The following is a 21,978-nucleotide window of genomic DNA, read 5'->3' as shown; positions in this document are numbered from 1 at the left end:
GCCGCATCGACCTCCGTCCGGCCACGCCCTGGCAGGGGCCCTTCAAACGGGACCTTCCCTTGCTGAGGAACTCTTCCCACGGAGCCTCTGCGCACGGATGGCGAGAGCTTGGGCAATCAGATGCTGTTGGCGATGCGCTCGTGGTCCCGCTCGCCCTCACGGGTCTGGATACCAGCGGCGAGCAGCTTGTGGGCGAGCTCGGTGACCTCATCGCCGAACGCCGCGAACAGGCCCTCGTTCTCAACGGCGTACGCCGCACGCGGAATCGGCTGCGCGACCGCGTCGACCGCAGCCTTCGTGATGGAGATCACCTCCGGCCGGAGGCCGGCGATCCGTCGGGCGAGGGTGTCGACGAAGGAATCGAGTTCTGCGGCGGGCAGGGCACGGTTGATCAGGCCGTACCGTTCCGCGAGCTCCGCGCCCACGAGTTCGGCGCCGAGGATGAGCTCCAGCGCGCGGGCCCTTCCTGCCAGGCGCGTCATATTCACCGTGCCGCCGCCTCCGGGGAGGATTCCCATCAAGGACTCCGGCTGCCCCTGCCCCGACTTGCCGATCGCCGCGAATCGCATGTCCAGGTACATGAAGAACTCGTTGCCCGCGCCGCGCGCGAAGCCCGCCAGCTTGCCGATGGTGACCTGCGGCAGCGAGCGGACCTCCTCGCTCATCGCCTGGAGGATGTTCAGGCCTTCCGGGACGGTCGAGCCCGGCGCGGCCGCGATCGCAGCGCGAGTGGCCGCAGGCAGCGCGTCAGGGTCGGTGAGGTAGGCCATGTCACCGTGCGCAATGAAGAACTCCGGGTCAGCGCTCTCGAAGACAATGACGCGGACGTCGGCGTCGTCCCGCACACGCGCGACGAATGCCCGGAGTGACGGCAGGAGGACCCCGTCCATCAGATTGAGCGGCGGGTGATCGATTGTCACCGTGGCGACCCCGTCCGAGACGTCGATCGTCAGGGCGGGAAGCTCGTCGTAGCTCATGAGGTGGCTCCATATCGCGGTAAGGGACGGTCCGTGACCGGGCGGCCGGCCGGGAACAGTGTCGTGAATCTCGGCATCGAGACTGACACTGAGTGTCAGATTAGAAACCTGCATCCGAAGAAGCAAATGAGTGTGTCGGAGTACACTCGCCCCCATGAGCGCAGCGCCAGTCGGTACCCGTGAGATCAGCCGCCACGCGGTGCGAGCAGAGCTGGCCCGCGTCGCGTTCAACCGGTTCTGCCTCACCGGCTTCAGCCAGGTCACCTTCGCCGACCTCTCCGAAGCCGCCGGAGTGTCGCGGAGCACCTTCCTGCGCTACTTCGGCACCAAGGAAGACGTGGTCCTGTTCGTCTTCGACCCTGTCGGTGGCGTCATCACCGACGCCCTCGATGCCGAGCCGGCCGACCAGGACGACTGGAGCAGGCTGCGCAGCGCCCTGGAGTCAGCCGTCAGGTTCCTCGTGCGCGACGTTCAGGAGCTCGTGACGATCCTCGGCCTCATCGAGCAGACCCCAGCCCTGTGCGCACGCCTCCGCGAGAAGCAGGCTGAATGGCGACCAGAGATCGTCGCCCGCCTGCAGAAGACAACCTCCTCGACCGACGGGTCATCCGTCATCGCCACCGTTCGCGCAGCGGCGGCGCTCGAAATCTTGTGGATCGTCCTCGGGCAATGGAGTGCGAGCGACGGCCAAGAGGACCTCGGCAAACTGCTGGACGCTGCGTTCGCCGCCTTCTCGACCCCGGCACGCCGGCAGACGGACGCTCCGTTGTAAAGGGCCGAGGCGGCGGCTTCCTCGGCGGTGCCGGAGCGGCCGAAAGGAGTGCTCGACCCGGCGGCGGTGATCGCGTCGCGGAGTCCAGCCCCGGCCGCGAGTGCCGGGGTGGGGGGCTATCCGGCCGAAGCGGACGGTGCCCACGCGCAGCCGTGCGGGGCCGCCGAGGCCCCCCCAGCACCTGTCTGCGCGACCTCTTGGTCCGGCACATTCCAGACGATCGGCGTCCCGCCGTCGTACGGGGTGCCCTTGAGGTGTGCCTCCTTCGAGGGGGTCATCAGTTGATCGGACGTGCCGGTCACGCTAGGAGGCACCGCCGGTGGCGCCCACCGCTGTTCGCGCCGCCGCCACGAATGCCGCGATCGCCGGGTGCGTGCCGCCGCCCGCGCGGAAGGCGACCTTCGAGCGGCGGAACAGGGGCAGCCGGGTCAGGACCACGCCGTCGGGGGCGTGCGCGGTGGCCATCTCCGGTACGAATCCCGCACCTTGCCCGATCGCGGCCAGTGCCAGGACCGTACGGAAGTCGTTGACCTGATGGCGGACGCGCGGCTGGAAACCGGCCGCCTGGCAGGCGCGTACGGCCAGCGCGTGACCGGTCGTACCGTCCCGGGCGGTGATCCACGGGGACGCGGCCCACGGCCCGAGCAACTCCGCCAGCGCGTCACCGCGGACGGCGGAAACGGTGGCGGGAGCGCCGCCCGTGGCCAGGTACATCGGCTCCTCCAGCAGGGGCACCTGATCGACCGTGGTGTCCGGTGACGCGGGAACGAAGTCGTAGTCGTGGACGAGGGCCACGTCGAGTTCGCCGGCGCGCAGGCCGTCGGAGACGCGCGCCGAGTCGATCTCCTGCACCATCGGCTCCAGCGCGGGATGCCGCAGCGCCAGTTCGGCAAGCGTGGCGGGCACGATCGCCGGACCGCCCGACGGAAACGTCCCGATCCGCAACGGCCCGCCGATGCCCTCGCGCGCCCCGGCCAGCTCGGAGACCGCCAGTTCGAGGCGTTCGAGGACGGCGTCGGCGTGGCCGACGAGGGTGCGGCCCGCAGGCGTGAGCACCACCCGTCTGCCGCTTCGTTCCAGCAGGGGCACGCCGGCCTCCCGTTCGAGCACGCCCAGTTGCTGGGAGACGGCCGACGCGGTGAAGGTCAGCGCCTCGGCCACAGCCGCGATGGTGCCGCGTCGATCCAGTTCGCGCAGCAGGTGGAGACGTCGAACATCAAGCATAAGTTCATCTTATGCAGAAGCGAAGAAACATGAACTGGATCTACTGGGTTCGCGTCGGTCAGGGTGGGTGCATGAAGCCCGAAGCGAACCTCACCGGCCTGTTCGTCCCCCTGGTGACTCCGTTCACCGACGACCTGCACCTCGCCCCCGACGCACTCGCCCGCCTCGCCGAAGAGGCGCTGGCGGCCGGCGCCAGCGGACTCGTCGCCCTGGGCACCACCGCGGAGGCGGCCACGCTGACCGCCGAGGAGAAGCGGGCCGTCGTCAGCATCTGCGCGGCCGCCTGCCGGGCACACCGCGCTCCTCTGATCGTCGGCGTAGGCACCAACGACACCGCCGCCGCCATCGTGACACTGCGGGAGCTCGCTCAGAGCGGTGACGTCACCGCGGCGCTGGTTCCCGCGCCGCCCTACACCCGGCCCGGTGAGGCGGGAACGCTGGCGCACATGACGGCACTCGCCGAACACGGGGGCCTGCCGCTGGTCGTCTACGACATCCCCTACCGCACCGCTCAGCCCCTCAGCACCGCAACCCTGAACGCGCTCGGGCGCCTACCGGAGGTCATCGGGGTCAAGTACTCGACCGGCGCGATCGACGCGGCCGCGATGGAACTGCTCGACTCGTCCGCACCAGGCTTCGCGGTGCTCGGCGGCGACGACGCCGTCATCTCGCCGATACTCGCGGCAGGCGCCCACGGCGGCGTCCTGGCGTCGGCCAACGTCCGCACCGCCGACTTCGCCGAGCTGATCTCGCTGTGGCATCGGGATGCCGCCGGACCGGCCCGCAGGCTGGGAGCCGAGCTGGCCCGGCTGTCCGCCGCGCTCTTCGCCGAGCCGAACCCGACCGTGATCAAGGGGGTGTTGCACGCCCAGGGCCGCATCCCCAGCCCGGCCGTCCGGCTGCCGCTGCTGGCCGCCTCCGCCGATTCGGTCCGGCGGGCGACGGCCCTGGCCACCACCCGGCCCCAGCAAGCCCACCGAGCCCGCCATGAGACCGCGGCGTGAAAGGAGGTGCCCCGTGTCATCCTCGCGCCCGGCGGGCCATCTCGTGCAGCACCGCCGGGGTGGGCACGGACGCCTGCCGGACGCCGGTCAGTTTCTGGCTGAGGTAGGCGGCACAGCACCGCCGTGCCCGGCCGGCGCCCACGTCACTCCGTGCGCGTCCGACCGTTCTTGAGCACCCCGTAGTAGTCGCGGTAAGGGAGTTCCAGCTTGAACGCCAGGCCGTACCGCTTCCGGATGGCGGCGACCGTGGCGGTCTTCGGATCACGGACCGCGCGGGACACCGGCGGATCGTCGACGAGGCCGGCGTAGGGCTCCTCGATCAGTCGGCGCGGGGCGCCGCCGCGTGTCGTGTCCCAGGTCAGCGTCTGTCCGGAGACGGCCAGCCGGGTCGTTTCCACGGCCTGCGGACTCTGGGGGTTCGGGCCGTGCCCCCGGTAGTAGGCGACGAGCCGCTTTCCCTGGTCGTCGTGTGTGAACGGGATGGGACGTCCGGATCCGTCCGGCCGTGACCGGGCGTGGTCGCCCGCGGTCAGGATCGCGTCGAGGGTGTCGCCGGTGTGCTCGGGGTCGGCGCCGTAGTAGGCGGTGATCTTCATCGAGCAGGCGATCTTGTAGTTGTCGGTCTTCTGCTGGAAGAACCAGCCCGGTCCCGAGCCCGGTACGCACACGTCGTGCACCACGACCAGGCCGAGCGTCAGGGGTGTGCGGTCGGCGTACGCCCGCGCCACGCTCCGAAGCCGTTGCTCCGCCCGCTCCCGGGCCCGCACCGCCTGGCCGCTCTCCCCGAGCGTGCGCACCTGCCTGTCGCCGACGGCACGGTCCGGGGTCGTGGAACAGGCCGAGACGGCGAACAGGAGGACCAGCGCCCACGTTCCCCACACGCTCTTCGAGCCGGCGGCACGCCGCGCGAAGGCCCTCATGCCTGTCCGCCCCTCATCGCCAGTCGCCTCTCTCTCGTCGTGGGTCCGACCCGGCCCGCGCGTCGGACTTCACCAGCGTCTTGACGACGCCGTGGGCCCGCTCCGGATCACCGCAACTACACCCGCGCCCGCGAACCGGTGTCGGGTGGGAGAACGACACCATGTGAGCCGGTGTCAGGTCCAGCGGGGGGCCGGGCACCCGGCTTGGGGTGCGCCTTCGGGGCAGGCGTCACACCGAGTCGCGTGCGCTCTCCTCGGCGGGGTCAGCGGATTCCGGGTGGCCCGGACGATCGGTCGGGGCAGCGCCCCGCAGCGCCGCTTCCACCCGGCGGTTGCTGGTCATGGTCGCCGTGACGGCGGTCATGGTCAGGAGGAGGCCGGCGGCGGTGTAGAGCGGGGTGCGTACGTCGTAGGTGGTGGCCAGCCAGCCGCCGAGGAAGGCGCCGAACGGGGCGGCGCACATGGCGAGCATGCGGGAGGTGGAGGCGACCCGGCCCATCAGGCGGGCCGGGACGATCGTCTGCCGCAGTGAGGGCCCGAGCACCATGGTGGCGCCCATGCCGGCCCCGCAGACGGCGAGCGCGAGCCCGGCCGCGTACGGGTTCGGGGCGGCGGCGAGGCCCAGGACGGCAAGCCCTTCGACCGCGGCCGTGCAGGTCAGCGCGGTGCCGGTCCCGAGTCGTCGGCCGAGGAAGGACGCGATGCCCGCGCCGAGCAGTCCGCCGGTGGCCTCCGCCGTGAGGAGCAGGCCGAAGCCGTAGGTGTCGATGCCGAGGCGCTCGTGCGCGAAGAGGGCGAGGACGGTCTCCACGGCGAGGAAGGCGACGTTCCCGACCGCCGGGCGCAGCGCGAGCCCGAGCAGCAGCCGGTCCCGGAAGACGTACGCGGCTCCGGCCCGGGCCTGCTGGAGCAGTGTCTCGCGGGCCTCCGGCACGGGCCGGGGTGCGGCGGGCAGCGACCGTACGAGCAGTGCGGAGAGCGCGAACGACACCGCGTCGGCGAGCAGCGGTACCGCCCGTCCGAGGGCGAGCAGCGCACTGCCAGCGGGCGGCCCAGCGAAGCCGGACATGGCGGTCTGGGCGCCGCGCAGGCGGGAGTTGGCGCTCTCAAGGAGTGCGGGGTCGCGGCCGAGCAGGTCCGGCAGATAGGCCGTGGCGGCCGTGTCGAAGAAGAGCGAGCCGAGGCCGAGCGCGAAGGCGACGGCCGCGAGCAGCGGAATGCTCAGCACGTCGAGGGCGGCGGCTGCCGCCGGTAGCGCGAGCAGCACCGCACGCGCCGCGTCCATGGCCCACATCGTGCGCCGGCGGTCCCAGCGGTCCACCAGCGCACCGCCGAGCACCCCGAAGAGCAGCCACGGCAGTGTTCCGGCGGCCGTGACGACGGCGAGCGCCATCGGATCCCGCGTCAACGTCAGCGCGAGCAGCGGCAGCGCGGCATGCGACACCCCGTCGCCGAGCGAGGACACCGTCTGCGCGGCCCACAGCCGTCCGAACCCGGTGGGCAACTTCTTCGCCTCTGACGTCACTTGGCGTCCCCTTCGGTCTGCTCGCGCGATGCCGGGTGGAACAGTGCGAAGACGAGCGACGCGTCCGGCAGCGACGGGTCGGACAGTTCCCGGTACTCGTCCGCCAGTGCCTGCAGCCGCGCCCCCAGCTGCGCGAACTGCTCGTCGGTGAGCCGCAGATGCGCCATCCGTACGTGCCGCTCGCCATCGGCCGGAGATGCCTCAAGGTCCGCCACCGCGTGGCGCATCAGCACATCGGGCCCTCCCTCGCCCGGATCCGGCAGCACGATCGCCCGCGCGGCCATCGCGTAGTACCGCTCGGTGACCCCCCGCACCTTCCGCGTCCGGACCACCTTCACCAGGCCGGCCCGCTCCAGCAGTCGCACGTGATAGCTGGAACTCCCCTTCGCGAGCCCCACCCGCTCGGCGATCTGCGTGATCGTCGCGGGCTCGAAGCGGAGGACGGCCATGATCCGGTGACGCGTGAGATTGGAGACGGCTCGTAGCTGCTCGTCAGTGGTGACGTGAAACGTCTCGGGGAGATCTTCAGCAGGCATGCGAGCAATGGTCAACGATTCTTGACCATTGCGCAAGGGGATTCCGCACGTCCTTCCGGAAACTGCTGTCCGGTGCGCGGGACCTTCCGTCAAACCTCCTGCCGCGCAGGCGAACTGACGACAAGTCGGCCCCACGGCGGGCCGCTCTGCGCACGCCTTCGTCCGCACCTTCGTCCGCACCTTCATCCGCCGTCTCGACCGCCTTGTGCGGTGACCGCGCAAGGCCGTGCTCCGCATGAGTCCCGTCGTCGGCATCGCACGGGCCGGGGCGGCAGATGGTCGTCACCATCGCGCCGCTTGCCGGCTTCACCGGGAGACGCGGCCCGCGTGGCCGGGCTCGGTCCGGTCGAAGGGCGTGTCACCGGAGCGGGAGGCCGCGTGCGTCTTCACACCCCGCTCGCGGAGGAGGGCGACGACCCTGCGGCCGGTCCTGCCGGTGCCGCCGAGGACCAGGACGGTGCCGGGGCGTTCGTCGTTTCGGTGCGGTTGATGTCGGTGTGTGTCATGCGTCGAGCCTCACAGGGCGGCCCACCGGCTTCCATGGGTGATCGTCCGGAAAGGATGTCCGCGCGTCCGGGACTGCCGTGCGGCGGCGATTCTCCGGCCTGGACGGGCCATACCGGCCCCGGCCCGGATGGGCGACGGCAGCCAGCCCCCGGCCCCGGATGGGCGAGGCCGCCCGGTCCCGGCCCCGGCCCCAGTCCGGATGGGCGACGCCGGCCCGGTCCCGGCCCGCGCTTCTTCGCCCGTACCGCTCCCGCTCCTTCGCCCGCACCCCGGCCCCGCACTCCCGGGGGCCTGCCTTCCCGCCAGGCCCCGGGCACACGGACGAGGCCCGGATCCAGGGGATCCGGGCCTCGTCCTTCAGTAGCGGGGACAGGATTTGAACCTGCGACCTCTGGGTTATGAGCCCAGCGAGCTACCGAGCTGCTCCACCCCGCGTCGGTGAACACCACCCTACGCCACTCGGCGCCGCTCCGTGACCACGACGAGCATCCAGACCCTCGCGGAGCACCGGGCCACGCGGTGCCCTCCACCTCACCCCGCTCGGTCCCGGCCGGGCAGCGTCCTTGGTCCGCACCGCGGGCTCAGTCCTCCAGCAGGGGCAGGCCGGGCAGCAGCTTCTCGATGGTGAGGGGGAAGTCGCGCACGCGCACGCCGGTGGCGTTGAACACCGCGTTCGCGACCGCCGCGCCGGACCCGCAGATGCCCAGCTCACCGACGCCCTTCGCGCCGAGGACGTTGGCCTTGGCGTCGTACCCGTCGAGGATGACGGCGTCGACGTCGGGGATGTCGGCGTGGACCGGCACCAGGTACTGGGCGAAATCGCAGTTGACGAAGGCGCCGGATCGCGGGTCGACGACGGCGTCTTCCTCGAGGGCCGCGCCGACTCCCCAGATCATGCCGCCGATCAGCTGCGAGCGGGCCGTCTTCGGGTTGAACACACGGCCCACCGAGAACACGCCGAGCATCCGCCTCAGACGGATCTCGGCGGTGTCCGCGTCGACCCCCACTTCGGCGAAATGGGCCCCGTAGGTGTTGATCGAGTAGTCCGTGTAGTTCGGATCGTCGCCCATGAAGCGGGTGCCGCCCTCCGCCTGCACACCTTCGGGGTGGTTGCGTGCGACGATCTCGCTCACCGCCTCGGACGCGCCGCCGACTCCCACCTCGCCGTCGGAGAACACGGCGTCCGCAAGGTCGCGGCCGTACAGCGGAGAGCGCGTGTCGCCGCCCGCCGCGACCAGCACCTTCTCGCGCAGGGCCAGGCACGCCCGGTGCACGGCGGTGCACGAGTTGGTGGCGCCCCACGAGCCTCCGGACCCCCAGCTGGAGGGGAATTCGGACCGCCCCAGCTCGATCCGCACCCGATCGGGCGAGAGCCCGAGGCCGTCGGCCGCGACCTGCGTCAGGACGGTGTAGGTGCCGGTGCCGAGGTCGGTCATGTCCGTCTGGACGACCGCGCTGCCGTCCGCCTCCCACCGCACCCGCACCGAGGTCGGTCCCTGGAAGTGCCCGCGGATGGCGGCCGACATGCCGTAGCCGACCAGCCATCGCCCGTCGCGCACGCTCGCCGGGGCGGCGGGGCGGTGCTCCCAGCCGAACCGGCGCGCGCCTTCGCGCAGGCACTCGACCAGGTGCCGGTCGCTGTACGGAACGTCCCGCTCGGGGTCGACGGCGGGCTCGTTGCGGATCCGCAGCTCGACCGGGTCCATGTCGAGCGCATGGGCCAGCTCGTCCATCGCCGACTCGACCGCCAGCATGCCCGGCGCCTCGCCCGGTGCGCGCACGTCCGTGCCGCGCGGCAGGTCGAGCGGTGCCAGCCGGTGGCTGGTCAACCGGTGGGGGGCGGCGTAGAGGCTGCGGGTGGTGGCGGCGGTCTGCTCGGCGTACTCCACGTCGGGGTTGGTGTGCATGGTGACGTCGTGGGCGATCGCGGCCAGCCGTCCGTCCTTCCCCGCGCCCAGCCGGACCCGCTGGCTGGATGTGGGGCGCATCCCGACGAGCTGGAAGATCTGCTGCCGGGTCATCGCGACCTTGACCGGCCGGCGCAGCGCGCGAGCGGCGAGCGCCGCCAGGACCGTCTCGGAATGGATGCCCAGCTTGGACCCGAATCCCCCGCCGACGAACGGGGTGACGATGTGAACCCGCTCCGGGTCGATCTTCAGCGTGCTGGCGAGCGAGCCCCGCGCCGCGTCGACGATCTGGCAGCTGACGTAGACGACGAGGTCCTCGTCACGCGGTTCCGCCAGACATGCGTGCGGTTCCATCGGCATCGAGAACTCGTACGGCGTCGTGTAGTACTGGTCGATCCTGACGTCCGCGCCGTCGAAGCCGGCATCGAAGTCGCCCACCGCGGTGTCGGTGGGGAGGCCGGCGTTGACCACCTTCGGGACGTACACCTCGTCTTCCTGCTCGGCGAAGTCGAAACGTCCCCGCCCGGTGGCGTACTCGACGTCGACGAGATCGGCCGCCGCGCGGGCCTGTTCGATGGCCGTGGCGACGACGAGTGCCACCGGCTCGCCGTAATAGTGGATGTCGGGGCCGGTCAGCACCGGCTGGGCACGCCAGTACTCGAACGGGACGGACTCGTCGCGGGCGCCTTGCGCCGGGGCGTTGAGATGGGTCAGCACCAAGTGCACGCCGGGCGCGCGTTCGGCCTTCTCCGTGTCGATCCGGGTGATCCGGCCCTTTCCGATCGTCGCGCCGACGATGAACCCGTAGAGCGGCTGGCCGGCCGCCCACTGCTCGTAGGCATAGGTGGCCCGGCCGGCGGCCTTCTGCGGGCCGTCGACGCGGTTCAGGGCTCGCCCGATCATGCCGCCTCCTCAGCTCCCCGGGCCACTTGCAGCAGCGTGCGGCAGAGCGTGCGCTTGGCCAGATCGATCTTGAAGTCGTTGTGCCCGTGCCCGACCGCGTCGCGCAGGGCCGCCTCGGCGGCGGCGCGGCAGGTGGCCATCGTGGCCGGACGGCCGGTCAGCGCGGCCTCCGCCTCGGCGGACCGCCACGGCTTGTGCGCGACACCGCCGAACGCCACCCGGGCCTCGCTGATCGTTCCCCGGTCGGTCGAGACGACAGCCGCCACGGAGACCAGCGCGAACTCGTACGACGCCCGGTCGCGCACCTTGCGGTACTTCTGCCGGCCCGGCGGAGGCGGGGGCAGGACGATGCTCGTGATCATCTCGCCGGGCCGCAGCACGGTCTCGATGTGGGGGGTGTCGCCCGGCAGCCGGTAGAAGTCCGCGAGGGCGACGCGGCGGACCGTCTGATCGGCGCCGAGCAGCTCGATCTCCGCTCCCAGTACGGCCAGCGCGACGGCCATGTCCGAGGGGTGGGTGGCGATGCAGGACTCGCTGGCGCCGAGGATGGCGTGCATCCGGTTGAGCCCGCCGATCGCCGAGCATCCGGACCCGGGGTCACGCTTGTTGCAGCCCGCCGCGGTGTCGTAGAAGTAGGGGCAGCGCGTGCGCTGCAACAGGTTTCCGCCGGTGGACGCCTTGTTGCGCAACTGGCCGGAGGCGCCGGCCAGCAGTGCCTCCGACAGCACCGGATAGCGGGTGCGCACCCGGGCGTCGGCGGCCACGTCGGAGTTCGCCGCCTGGGCGCCGATGCGCAGTCCGCCGTCCGGGAGTTCCTCGATGTCCCGCAACGGCAGCCGGCTGATGTCGACGAGATGGCTGGGCCGCTCGATGTCGAGCTTCATCAGGTCGAGCAGATTGGTGCCGCCGCTGATGAACTTCGCGCCGGCTCGGGACGCCGCGGCGACGGCGCTCCGCGCGTCCCTCGCCCGCTCGTAGGTGAACGGCCTCATTCCGGGCCTCCCTGCGCGGCGTCGCGGATGGCCGCGACGATGTTCGGATAGGCGGCGCACCGGCACAGGTTGCCGCTCATCCGCTCGCGGATCTCCTCGTCGGTCAACGCGACCTGCGGCGCGGACACGTCAGCCGTGGCATGACTGGGCCAGCCCGCTTCCACCTCGGCGAGCATGCCGACGGCCGAGCAGATCTGGCCGGGCGTGCAGTAGCCGCACTGGAAGCCGTCGCGCTCGACGAAGGCGCGTTGCAGGGGGTGCAGGGCATCGGGGTCGCCCAGGCCCTCGATCGTCAGGATCTCGTCGTCCTCGTGCATGACGGCGAGTGACAGGCAGGAGTTGACCCGGCGGCCGTTGATCAGCACGGTGCATGCTCCGCACTGCCCGTGGTCACAGCCCTTCTTGGTTCCGCCCAGGCGCAGGTGTTCGCGCAGCGCGTCGAGCAGCGAGGTCCGCGGATCCACCGCGAGCTCCCGTGCCTGACCGTTGACGCTCAGCCTGACCGGCGCGAGTCCGGCCGACTCGCCCTGGCTCCGCCCTGCGGCGCCCGTATCCGCATCGCTCATCACGGCCCGCCTTCTTGGCTCGGTGCGGGTTCCAGCTGGACATGCGCCGCCCGCTCTCGGGCGCGCGCTTCCGCCTCTCAGCGTCTCAGGAAAGCCGTCGCCCCGCGCGCCGGGAGGGCCGGGGAAGGCCGGGGGGCTGGGGACGGCCGGGGGCCGGGGACGGCCGGAGGGCCGGGGACGGCCGGAGGGCCGGGGACGGCCGGAGGGCCGGGGACGGCCGGGGGCCGGGGACGGCCGGAGGGCCGGGGACGGCCGGGGGCCGGGGACGGCCGAAGGGGCCGGGGAAGGCCGAAGGGGCCGGGGACGGCCCGGGGGGGGCCGGGGACGGCCCGGGGGGGGCCGGGGACGGCCCGGGGGGGGCCGGGGACGGCCCGGGGGGGGCCGGGGACGGCCCGGGGGGCTGGAAGGCCGGGCACGGCCGAAGGGCCGGAAGGCCGCGCAAGGCCGGAAGGCCGCGCAAGGCCGGAAGGCCGCGCAAGGCCGGAAGGCCGCGCAAGGCCGGAAGGCCGGGCAGCGGGCTGCCCGTGTGGCGGCGGCCGAGGTGGCGGCCGATCCCCCTCCGCGGTCACCGAACGTGATCGGCCCGCGGCAGCATCCGGAGCACATCCGTACGGGCGGGCGTCGGCGTCACGCGCGGGTGGCCCCGGTACCGGCAGACCCACCCCGCACCAGCGGATCCGGGAAGGCCCGCGGAAAAGCGAAGGGAATCGCCGCCGCCTTTCCCGTATCCGCGGGTCCGCAACGCCGCCCATCGATTTCCGCGGGGCTACACCGGGCGGACGGACCCAGGAATCGAGGGAACCCGCGCCACAGCCGACCCACGGTCCGCGCCTCATGTCATGCGTGGCTTCACACCCATCGAGATGTGTCTGATCACCCGGGGCGGGGACAGGCGCAGGTTGGCCGGAGGCATAGGCCAACTCCCCTTGCCCTCACGTCAGTTGACGGCGCCGACTGTCCGCTTTCCCGCCGGGGCCATCCGCGGGGCCGACACATCCCCACCCCAGGAGTGCCACATTCCACGGGCGAGTTGCTATTCCCTCGCACCCGATCTCCCTTCCGCCCCTCAGGAATCCCCCGCCTTACGGTCGGAAATTCGAGCAAGTGGAAATCGCGTCACCCAGCCCTCTCGGCATTTTTAGGACGTTGTCCGGTGGGTGAACCGCGAAACCCTTTCGGCATATCTACGATCGCAGGCTATGACCGACACTCCACGGGACAACTCCGCGATCCGGGCCCGCTGGCAGACCTGCCTCAGGCTCGCCCGTGAACTCCTCCTCGTCGGACCCGACGGCAAAGACCTCAAGCTCGAATACCTGCACACCCTGATAGACACGGGCCACCTCGGGCCCACCCGTCACCCGCGCAAGAAGATCCTCGTCGTCGGCGCCGGCATCACCGGTCTCGTCGTCGGCCGGCTGCTCAAGGACGCCGGACACGACGTCACCATCCTCGAGGCGAACGCCAACCGTGTCGGCGGGCGCATCAAGACCTTCCGCACCACCAAGCACCACCAGCCCTTCGCCGACCCGGCCCAGTACGCCGAGGCCGGAGCCATGCGGCTGCCCGACTTCCACCCGCTCGTCCTCGCCCTGATCGACAAACTGGGGCTCGGCCGGCGCCAGTTCTACAACGTGGACATCGATCCCCGCTCGGGCAGCGGTCCCGACGTGCCCGTCCCCCCGGTGACGTACACCTCCTTCACCGGCCGGACATGGACGTACGGCGATGACAGCCCGGACTTCCGCGAACCCGACAAGCGGGGCAACTCCTGGATCCGCGCCAACCGCGTCCAGGTGCGACGCGCCGACTACGTCGCCGGTCCCGAGCGGGTCAACGAGGGCTTCCACCTCACCGGCGACGAGGTCCGCGCCCCCGTCATCCAGATGGTGGACGAGGCGCTGGAGAGCGTGCGGGACTACTACTCGGACCTGGTGGACGGCGCCCGCGTCAACAAGCCGTTCGACGAGTGGGTCGAGGGCTGGGCGCGGGTGATCCGCGACTTCGACGGCTACTCGATGGGCGCCTTCCTGCGCGACCGCGCCGGGCTCAGCGACGAGGCCGTCGAAGCCGTGGGCACCTTGGAGAACATGTCCTCGCGGCTCCACCTCTCCTTCTTCCACAGCTTCCTGAGCCGCAGCGACATCAACTCCGCCGTCCGCTACTGGGAGATCCCCGGCGGCAATTGGCGCCTGCCGCACGCCCTGTACGAGGGCCTGCGCGACGAGGTGCGGCTCGGCCGGCGCATGATCCGTCTGGAGTACCACGATCCCACGCGCGACACCGACCCCGAGGGCACCGGCGCGGTCGGCCCCGACGGGTGGGGGGTGGCCGTACAGACGGTCAGCGAGGACGACCCGAAGGAACTCCCCCAGCTCTGGACGGCGGATCTGGCGGTCGTCACCATCCCCTTCTCCGCCCTGCGTTTCGTGGAGATCGTCCCCTCGATGTCCTACAAGAAGCGCCGCGCCGTCATCGAGACCCACTACGACCAGGCCACCAAGGTGCTGCTCGAATTCAGCCACCGCTGGTGGGAGTTCACCGAGGACGACTGGCGCGACACGCTGGACGGCATCGCGCCCGGCCTGTACGAGTACTACCGGCAGGGGCACGATGCGGACACCGGGGCGGTCTCCCGGCCCACGCTGCCCGACCCGCAGGCCGGGCTGCTCGGCGCCGCCGTCAAGGACAGCCTCGTCACCGAGGAGATGCGGCGGATCGACGGCAGCCTGCCGCTGCGCGGCCCCGCCGTGCGGCCCGCCACCCACTGCTACGGCGGTGGCTCCGCCGCCGACAACCCCAACCGCTTCATGTACTACCCCTCGCACCCGGTGGCGGACGGCACGGGCGGCGGCGTCGTCCTCGCCTCGTACTCGTGGTCCGACGACGCCGCGCGCTGGGACTCCATGCCGAAGGCCGAGCGCTACCTCTACGCCCTGCGCAACCTCCAGGCCCTGCACGGCCGGCGGATCGAGGTGTTCCTCACCGGCCGGGGCGCCACCCAGAGCTGGGCCCGCGACCCGTACGCCTTCGGCGAGGCCGCCATCTACACCGCGCACCAGATGACCAGCTTCCACCTGGACGTCTCCCGGCCCGAGGGCCCGGTGCACTTCGCCGGCGAGCACACGTCCCTCAAGCACGCCTGGATCGAGGGCGCCCTGGAGAGCGCCGTGCGCGCCGCCCTCGCCGTCCATCAGGCACCGCCGGTCACCGACAGGCAGGGCGCGGGCCCGGGCCAGGAAGGGGCGGACTCATGAGCGCGTCCACCCCCGCCTGCACGGTCGCCCGCTATCTCGCCCTGCGGCTGGCCGAGCTGGGCATCACCCATCTGTTCGGCGTCCCCGGCAACCACCTCGGCCCGTTCCTCACCGCCCTGCGGGCCGAGGGCGACATCGAGTGGGTCGGCACGCCGACCGAGGGCGGCGCGGGCCAGGCCGCCGACGCCTACGCCCGTATCCACGGCGTGGGCGCCGCGGCGGTGACGTACAGCGTGGGCGCGTTCAACCTGCTCAACTCCTGCGGCGGCGCGTACGTCGAGCAGGTACCACTGATCGCCGTCAACGCCTGCCCACCGTACGAGCAGTGGCAGAACTTCCGCGCCGTCGGCCTGCTCACCTCGCACATGAGCCCCCGCGCGGAGAGCAACCTGGACGTCTACCGGCAGGTGACCGTGGACGCGCAGGTCATCTCCCACCCGGGTCTCGCACCGGGCCGGATCGACGCCGCGCTCACCGCGTGCGTCTCCGAGCGCCGGCCGGTCTACCTGGAGGTCATGGAGGACCTGTGGGACGAGCCCTGCCCTGAGCCGGCGGAGCCGCTCGTCCGCCGCGAACGGCCGTTCAGCGCCCGCAACCAGGCCATGCTGGACCAGGCCGTGCAGGCGGTCCTCACCCTGGTCGAGGAGCACCCCGGCCCGGACGGCAGGCCCCGCCCGATCGTGTGGGCCGGCGAGGAACTCGACCGGTACGGGCTCGGCGGGGAGCTGACCGACCTGGTGGCGGCCACCGGTGTGCCGTTCTGCACGACCGTCGGCGCCAAGGCCGTGGTGGACGAGGACCTGCCGCAGTTCCACGGCGTCTACAACGGCAGGGCCAGCCATCCGGACGTGCACGCGGTCTTCAAGGACTGGGCCACCTGCCGGATCGGGCTCGGGGCCTGGTCGACATCGAAGAACCTCGGCGGCGAGCAGAGCGTCGGCACCGACTGGGTGATGGCGGCGCACGGCGGTGTCAGCGTCGGCACCTCCTACTTCCCCGACGTCCAGCTCGCCCGTCTGCTGCCCGCCCTCCAGGACGCGCTGGTGAAGGCCTACGGCTGCGAGGGCCTGTCCGCCGACTACTACGCCGAGTCCTACAGCTACCAGGGAGCGCGCGACGACCGCCCTTCCGGCCTGGCGCGCTACCGCGCCTCGCTGAGCGTCAGCGGGGCGCGGTTCCGGAGCGCCGAACGGCTCACGTACGACGGCGTGTTCGACCGGATCGACCACTTCCTGGGCCAGGAGACCAGGGACGACTGGACGGTCGTCTCCGACGCCGCGTTCTCGCTGATCGGCTCGATGAACCTGTCCCTGTCCGCCGGCGGCTTCCTGTCCCAGATCAGCTGGCTGTCCATCGGCTGGTCGGTGGGCGCGGCCACCGGCGCCGCGCTCGCCCCGGAACGCGAGGGCGCCCGCCCGATGGTGTTCGTCGGCGACGGCGCCTTCCAGGAGACCTGCCAGGAGATCTCCACCCACACCCGGCTCGGGCTGCGCTCGGTGGTGTTCGTCATGGACAACGGGCACTTCTACGGCATCGAGCAGATGCTGGTGCATCCGGACTTCTACACCGGGCAGGACCCCGCCGAGCCGGACTTCTACAACGTCCTGCACCCCTGGCACCACGACCGTCTCGCGGCCGTCTTCGCGAGCGAGGACACCCCGGCGAGCGGCGTCAGCGTCGCCCGTCCCGCGGAGCTGGACGACCTGCTGGCCCGCCTCGCCGACCCGGCCGACCCGGTCAACGCCGGTCCTGTCGTGGTCCGCGTCCGGCTGCCCCGGCACGACTATCCGCGGGCCATGGCCTACAAGGTGCCGAAATCGAAATCGTCCTAGCCGAATGTCCCGCATTCCGAAAGGGAGAGAAATGGCTGACCTGAACGTCCTGATCGCCTTCGACGCGGCCACGATCGTCGAGCAGAATCCCAACGCGTCGCGGAATCCCGACGCACCGACCTACGTCGACCAGAGCCTGATCTACATGACGACGCGGCACGACCACATCGTCGGCACGTCGGGCGCCGAGCTGAACCTGCGGGCCGAGCCCGGGGACACCGTCCGGTGGCGGGAGACGACGCTGTCGCTGGGCAGCGACTACAAGGCGCTGCTGTACCGGTACGTGAGCAGCGACAGCACCCACACGCTCATCAGGACGCCGGAGATCGAGGTGGTCGACGGTGTCTACCCGCTGCCGAAGGAGGGCGGCGAGGGCAGTCCGGACTTCGTGACGCAGAAGTACCAGGACCACTACTGGCGCACCACGGTGAAGAGCGTCGGCAAGGTCGTGTACCACTTCTACTTCCAGATCCTGGACCGGCACCGGCAGTTGCAGGGGTACTTCCAGTGGGACCCCTTCATCACCATCGAGGACGCCTGACGGCCCGGCCGTGACGGGCGGCGGCGGTCACCACGGCCGCCGCCCCTCGCGGTGCCGCGGGGATGAGCAAGGTGAAGACAGCCGGAAGCGGCCCGGGAGGCGCGGTCGGCGCGGTGCGTACACCGGCGGGGGGGGCGTGCCGCACGCCGGGAGTAGCACGGCAGCGCCCCGCTCCCGGTCGGATCAGCCCGTCAGAGACGCCGCTTCGGCGGCTGCGGGGCGTAGGTCTCCAGGTAGGCGGTGACGAGGCGGCGGGCCTCGTCGATCGTGACGTCGTCACCGGCCGGGGAATGGCGGAAGGCGACGTCGAAGAGGCGGCTGCAGGCCTCCAGGGCCAGTCGCAGCACGAGCCGGGGGGTGTCGGCGGGGACGAGTCCGTGCTCGACGACGAAGTGCCAGAACCGCTCGGCCTGGGTCTCGTCGAAGGCGCGGACCAGGTCGACCAGGACCTCGTGCCGTCCCGCGAACCACAGCTCGGCACAGCTCGGATGCCGGCGGAAGTAGGCGAGCAAGGGGTCGATGACGGCGTCGACCGCCTCGCGCAGTGTGCGCGGTTCGGGGTCGTCGAGCGCGGCGCGGGTGAGCGCGTCCAACTCGCTCACGTGCCGCTGCAGAAGCTCGGCGTCGACCTGATGCCGGTCGGAGAAGTAGTGGTAGACGGAGGCGGTCGGGATGCCCGCCCGCTCACCGATCGCCTTGAGCGTGGCGGCAGCGTACCCCTGCTCGGTGAGCAGCGCCTCGGCCGCGTCGAGGATGGCCCGCCTGCGCTCCACCCCGCGGCGCTGCACCGCCGGCGGACGCGCGGAAGCCTGGCTCGGCGAAGTCTTTTCAAACACGATTCGAGATCGTATCACTGGCACCTGAACTCCAGACGGGGACGGTGGGCAAGGCAGCCGAGGCGCTCGTGCGCACAGGGTTGACAGGACGCTCGCACCATCTAAACTCAAACTCGATTCGAATTTGAGTATAATCCAGGCCACAGAACCGGCAGACCTCTTCACCAGTGAACCGCCTTTTCTGTCAAAGGGGATGGGAATGAGCATCTACGACTACGTCATCGTCGGCGCCGGATCGGCGGGCTCCGTGCTGGCGGCACGGCTGTCGGAGGACCCCGGTGTGCGGGTGGCGGTGATCGAGGCCGGCGGCCCCGACACCGCGCAGGAGATCCATGTCCCGGCCGCCTTTCCCCAGTTGTTCAAGAGCGACCTCGACTGGGACCTGGACACCGACCCCGAGCCGGGACTGGGCGGCCGGCGGACCTACCTGCCCCGCGGCCGCACGTTCGGCGGCTCCAGCTCGATCAACGCGATGATCTACATGCGCGGCAACCCCGCCGACTACGACGGCTGGGCCGCCGCCGGGGCGACCGGCTGGTCCTACGCCGACGTCCTGCCGTACTTCCAGCGCTCGGAGGACAACGAGCGCGGCGCTGACGCCTTCCACGGGAAGGGCGGGCCGCTGACGGTCAGCGACGGCAGGTCCGGGCATCCGCTCGCCTCGGCCTTCGTGCGCGCCGCCGAGCAGGCCGGGCATCCGGCGAACGACGACTTCAACGGCGAGACCCAGTTCGGCGTCGGCCGCTACCAGCTGACGCAGCGCGGCGGCCTGCGGTGCAGCGCGGCCGTCGCCTTTCTGCACCCGGCCCTGGCCCGGCCGAACCTCACCGTGCTGTCCGCCGCCCGGGCCCACCGCGTGGTGCTGGAGGGCGGCCGGGCGACGGGCGTGGAGGTGGAGCGGAACGGCAGCGTCGAGGTGCTCCGCGCCGAGCGCGAGGTGATCCTGTCCGCGGGTACCTACGAGTCACCGAAACTGCTGATGCTGTCCGGCATCGGGCCCGCCGCCGCCCTGTCCGCCCTCGGAGTCGCCGTCGTGCGCGACCTGCCGGTCGGCCAGGGGCTGCAGGACCACTACATGACGCTGCTGAACTTCCGTACCGATGCCGAGTCGCTGATCGGCGCGGCGAGCCCGGAGAACGCCGCGCTCCTGCAGAGCGAGGGGCGCGGCCCGCTGACCTCCAACATCGGCGAGGCGGGCGGCTTCTTCCGCAGCCGCGCCGGCCTGACCGCCCCGGACCTGCAGTTCCACGCGGCCCCCGTGCTCTTCCACCAGGAAGGGCTTGGCGCCGCCACCGAGCACGGCTTCGCCTTCGGCCCGTGCGTGCTCGCCCCGACCAGCCGCGGCACGGTGACCCTGCGCTCCGCGCGCCCCGACACCGCGCCCCGGATCGTGCACAACTATCTGACGACGCCCGAGGACCGGGACTGCATCGTCGCCGGCATCCGGATCGCCCGCGAGATAGCGGCCCGGCCGGCGGTGGCCGACCTCGTCACCGGTCCGTACGGCGACGCGCCCGCCTCGGACTCCGACGCGGACCTGCTCGCCTGGGCCCAGCGGGCCGGGCAGACGCTCTACCACCCGACGTCGACCTGTGCCATCGGGTCGGTGGTCGACCCCGAGCTGCGCGTCCTCGACGTCGCGGGCCTGCGGGTCGTCGACGCCTCGGTGTTCCCCACGGTGACCCGCGGGAACACCAACGCGCCGACGATCATGGCCGCGGAGAAGGCCGCCGACCTCATCATGGGCGTCACGGACCGTACGGGAGAGCCGCGATGACCACCACCGCACCGGCCACCGACGACACATGGGCGATCGACCGGGCCGTCGACGACCTGGCCCGCGGCGAGGCCGTCTGGGCCTCCTGCGGCCTGGACCGGCGCCGCGCGCTGCTGGAACAGGTGGGCGCCGCCACCGCCGAGCACGCGGGGGCATGGGTGCGCGCGGCCACCGCGTACAAACGGCTGCCGGACGACAGCCCGCTGGCCGGCGAGGAGTGGATCACCGGGCCGTATCCGGTGCTGACGTCGGTGGGCGCGCTCGCCGCGAGCATCGGGGCGCTGGCGGAAGGCCGCAGCCCCGTCGACGGGTTCCCGGTCGGCCGGGCGCCGGGCGGGCGGGTCGCGCTCAGCGTCCTGCCGCACGGCGTCTTCGACCGGCTGCTGCTGAACGGCTTCAGCGCCGAGGTGTGGATGCCGCCCGGCGTCACGCAGGAGACGGTACGCGCCCGCGCCGGCCTGGGGCTGCGCCGCCCGGCCGAGACCGGGGGCGTGGGCGTCGTACTGGGCGCGGGGAACATCACCTCGATCCCGATCCTGGACGTGCTGTACGAGCTGTACGCGCACAACCGGGTGGTGGCCCTGAAGCTCAACCCGGTCACCGACGGCCTCCTCGACGTCTTCAGCCGGGTGCTGGCGCCGCTGGTCGACGCCGGCGTGGTGCGGATCCTCACCGGTGGCGCGGATGTCGGCGCGTACCTCGTGCACCACCCGAGGGTGGGCCATGTCCATATGACCGGCAGCGCGGCCACCCATGACGCGATCGTCTTCGGTACGGGGCCGGAGGGCGCGGCCCGCAAGGCCGCGGGGACGCCGCTGCTGGAGAAGCCGGTCACCAGCGAACTGGGCGGTGTGTCCCCGACGATCGTGGTGCCGGGCGACTGGACCGACGCGGACCTGCGCTATCAGGCCGAGCACGTCGCCACCCAGCGGCTGCACAACGGCGGCTACAACTGCGTGGCGAGCCAGGTGGTCGTCGTCTCCTCCGACTGGCCGCTGAAGGACCGCTTCCTGGCCCATCTGCGCGCGGCGCTGTCCGCCGCCCCGGCCCGCCCCGCCTACTACCCGGGCAGCGACGACCGGGTGGCACAGGCGCTGGGCGCGTATCCCGGCGCGGAGAGCGTCGACGGGGGCCGGGTACTGATCGGGAACCTCGACCCGGCCGCGCCGGGCCCGGCGCTGACCACCGAGTACTTCGCCCCGGTCCTCGCCGTCCTGGAACTCCCCGGCGCCGCCCGGCCGTTCCTCGACGAGGCGGTCCGCACCGCGAACGAGGAGTTCGCCGGCACCCTCGGCGTGAACCTCATCGCGGACCCGCGCACGGTCGCCGCTCTCGGCCCCGCGCTCGACCAGGCGATCGCCCGGCTCCGCTACGGCACGATCGGGGTCAACGCGTGGACCGGCGTCGGCTATCTGACGGCGACCGCCCCCTGGGGGGCCTTCCCCGGCCACACGCTGGACGACGTGCAGAGCGGCATCGGGGTGGTGCACAACGCCCTGCTCCTGGACGGGCCGGAGCGCACCGTCGTACGCGGTCCGTTCCGCCCGGCGCCCCGGGCGCTGCTGCACGGGCAGCCGGTCATGTCGCCCAAACCCCCGTGGTTCGTCTCCCACCGTACGGCGGCCACCACGGGCCGGCTGCTCGCCGGCTTCGCCGCGGCTCCGCGCTGGTCGGCGCTGCCGGCCCTCTTCGCCTCGGCGTTGCGCGGCTGAGGCGCGCGCCCCTCTGCCCGTCGTACGACCGTGTGCCGGCTCCTTCGCAAAGGGGAGCCGGCTCGGCGCGCACAGGATGCTCGTCACGTGCGGGGCGAGGAAGCGGCGGGCGGCGTGACCGGCAGCCCGTCTCCGCGGCCGGGAGCCGGAGACCCGGCACGACCGGCGGCCTGCTCCTGCGAGCGCCGTC

At 72.0% G+C, this 21,978-nt stretch carries 16 protein-coding genes and 1 tRNA gene; 7 read left to right on the top strand and 10 right to left on the bottom strand.

The genetic code is table 11. The features are described 5' to 3' along the window. Window positions 1-116: 116 nt before the first annotated feature. Entirely contained in the window at window positions 117-977 is an 861-nt protein-coding gene (locus tag ACF073_RS09125) for an enoyl-CoA hydratase/isomerase family protein (RefSeq protein WP_392067901.1), read from the bottom strand. A 154-nt stretch (window positions 978-1,131) separates the two neighbouring features. Between ACF073_RS09125 and ACF073_RS09120 the strand changes: the two genes are divergently transcribed. Next, complete coding sequence (locus tag ACF073_RS09120) at window positions 1,132-1,749, top strand: TetR/AcrR family transcriptional regulator (protein WP_392067899.1); 618 nt, start codon at window positions 1,132-1,134, stop codon at window positions 1,747-1,749. A 303-nt stretch (window positions 1,750-2,052) separates the two neighbouring features. Here the strand turns inward: ACF073_RS09120 and ACF073_RS09115 are convergent, their stop codons facing one another. After that, window positions 2,053-2,973 (bottom strand): LysR family transcriptional regulator, encoded by a 921-nt coding sequence (locus tag ACF073_RS09115; RefSeq protein ID WP_392067898.1) that lies wholly within the window; start codon window positions 2,971-2,973, stop codon window positions 2,053-2,055. A 71-nt stretch (window positions 2,974-3,044) separates the two neighbouring features. On the opposite strand from ACF073_RS09115, the gene ACF073_RS09110 reads away from it, so the two are divergent. After that, the gene (locus tag ACF073_RS09110; RefSeq protein ID WP_392067896.1) at window positions 3,045-3,977 is read left to right on the top strand and encodes a dihydrodipicolinate synthase family protein; all 933 of its coding nucleotides are present in this window, start codon (window positions 3,045-3,047) and stop codon (window positions 3,975-3,977) included. Between the two features lie 143 nt (window positions 3,978-4,120). On the opposite strand, the gene ACF073_RS09105 is transcribed toward ACF073_RS09110, so the two are convergent. From ACF073_RS09105 to ACF073_RS09075, 7 genes are all read right to left on the bottom strand, one after another. Next, the gene (locus ACF073_RS09105) at window positions 4,121-4,897 is read right to left on the bottom strand and encodes a hypothetical protein (protein WP_392067894.1); all 777 of its coding nucleotides are present in this window, start codon (window positions 4,895-4,897) and stop codon (window positions 4,121-4,123) included. A 229-nt stretch (window positions 4,898-5,126) separates the two neighbouring features. Further along, window positions 5,127-6,422, bottom strand: a complete 1,296-nt coding sequence (locus ACF073_RS09100) for an MFS transporter (protein ID WP_392067892.1) — start codon at window positions 6,420-6,422, stop codon at window positions 5,127-5,129. Next, window positions 6,419-6,958, bottom strand: a complete 540-nt coding sequence (locus ACF073_RS09095) for an ArsR/SmtB family transcription factor (RefSeq protein WP_392067891.1) — start codon at window positions 6,956-6,958, stop codon at window positions 6,419-6,421. Before ACF073_RS09095 ends, ACF073_RS09100 begins: the two co-directional genes overlap by 4 nt. Window positions 6,959-7,826: 868 nt before the next feature. Then, window positions 7,827-7,900 (bottom strand) — tRNA-Met (locus ACF073_RS09090). Between the two features lie 146 nt (window positions 7,901-8,046). Further along, window positions 8,047-10,275 (bottom strand): molybdopterin cofactor-binding domain-containing protein, encoded by a 2,229-nt coding sequence (locus ACF073_RS09085; protein ID WP_392067890.1) that lies wholly within the window; start codon window positions 10,273-10,275, stop codon window positions 8,047-8,049. After that, complete coding sequence (locus ACF073_RS09080; RefSeq protein WP_392067888.1) at window positions 10,272-11,267, bottom strand: FAD binding domain-containing protein; 996 nt, start codon at window positions 11,265-11,267, stop codon at window positions 10,272-10,274. The genes ACF073_RS09085 and ACF073_RS09080 overlap by 4 nt, the downstream gene beginning before the upstream one ends. Then, window positions 11,264-11,833 (bottom strand): 2Fe-2S iron-sulfur cluster-binding protein, encoded by a 570-nt coding sequence (locus ACF073_RS09075; RefSeq protein ID WP_392067887.1) that lies wholly within the window; start codon window positions 11,831-11,833, stop codon window positions 11,264-11,266. The genes ACF073_RS09080 and ACF073_RS09075 overlap by 4 nt, the downstream gene beginning before the upstream one ends. 1,199 nt (window positions 11,834-13,032) lie before the next feature. Between ACF073_RS09075 and ACF073_RS09070 the strand changes: the two genes are divergently transcribed. From ACF073_RS09070 to ACF073_RS09060, 3 genes are read left to right on the top strand one after another with little or no spacing between them, the layout of a single operon-like run. Continuing rightward, a complete protein-coding gene (locus ACF073_RS09070; RefSeq protein WP_392067886.1) occupies window positions 13,033-15,090 on the top strand; it encodes a flavin monoamine oxidase family protein in 2,058 nt (685 codons plus the stop codon). Beyond that, window positions 15,087-16,922, top strand: coding sequence for a thiamine pyrophosphate-binding protein (locus tag ACF073_RS09065; RefSeq protein ID WP_392067884.1), 1,836 nt, complete (start codon window positions 15,087-15,089; stop codon window positions 16,920-16,922). The genes ACF073_RS09070 and ACF073_RS09065 overlap by 4 nt, the downstream gene beginning before the upstream one ends. Before the next feature lie 31 nt (window positions 16,923-16,953). Continuing rightward, window positions 16,954-17,463 (top strand): inclusion body family protein, encoded by a 510-nt coding sequence (locus ACF073_RS09060; RefSeq protein WP_392067883.1) that lies wholly within the window; start codon window positions 16,954-16,956, stop codon window positions 17,461-17,463. 191 nt (window positions 17,464-17,654) lie between these two features. Here the strand turns inward: ACF073_RS09060 and ACF073_RS09055 are convergent, their stop codons facing one another. Beyond that, complete coding sequence (locus tag ACF073_RS09055; protein WP_392067881.1) at window positions 17,655-18,299, bottom strand: TetR/AcrR family transcriptional regulator; 645 nt, start codon at window positions 18,297-18,299, stop codon at window positions 17,655-17,657. A 199-nt stretch (window positions 18,300-18,498) separates the two neighbouring features. On the opposite strand from ACF073_RS09055, the gene ACF073_RS09050 reads away from it, so the two are divergent. Both ACF073_RS09050 and ACF073_RS09045 read left to right on the top strand, forming a co-directional pair. Then, window positions 18,499-20,076: a GMC family oxidoreductase gene (locus ACF073_RS09050; RefSeq protein WP_392067880.1), complete on the top strand. Its 1,578-nt coding sequence runs from the start codon at window positions 18,499-18,501 to the stop codon at window positions 20,074-20,076. Then, a complete protein-coding gene (locus tag ACF073_RS09045) occupies window positions 20,073-21,788 on the top strand; it encodes an aldehyde dehydrogenase family protein (RefSeq protein ID WP_392067879.1) in 1,716 nt (571 codons plus the stop codon). Before ACF073_RS09050 ends, ACF073_RS09045 begins: the two co-directional genes overlap by 4 nt. The last annotated feature ends 190 nt before the right edge of the window (window positions 21,789-21,978 follow it).

It is taken from the genome of Streptomyces sp. NPDC015171 (assembly GCF_043079545.1).
Taxonomy (GTDB): Bacteria; Actinomycetota; Actinomycetes; order Streptomycetales; family Streptomycetaceae; genus Streptomyces.
The sequence above is the reverse complement of the archived record's forward strand: the minus strand, read 5'-3'. Positions and strand labels throughout refer to the sequence as shown.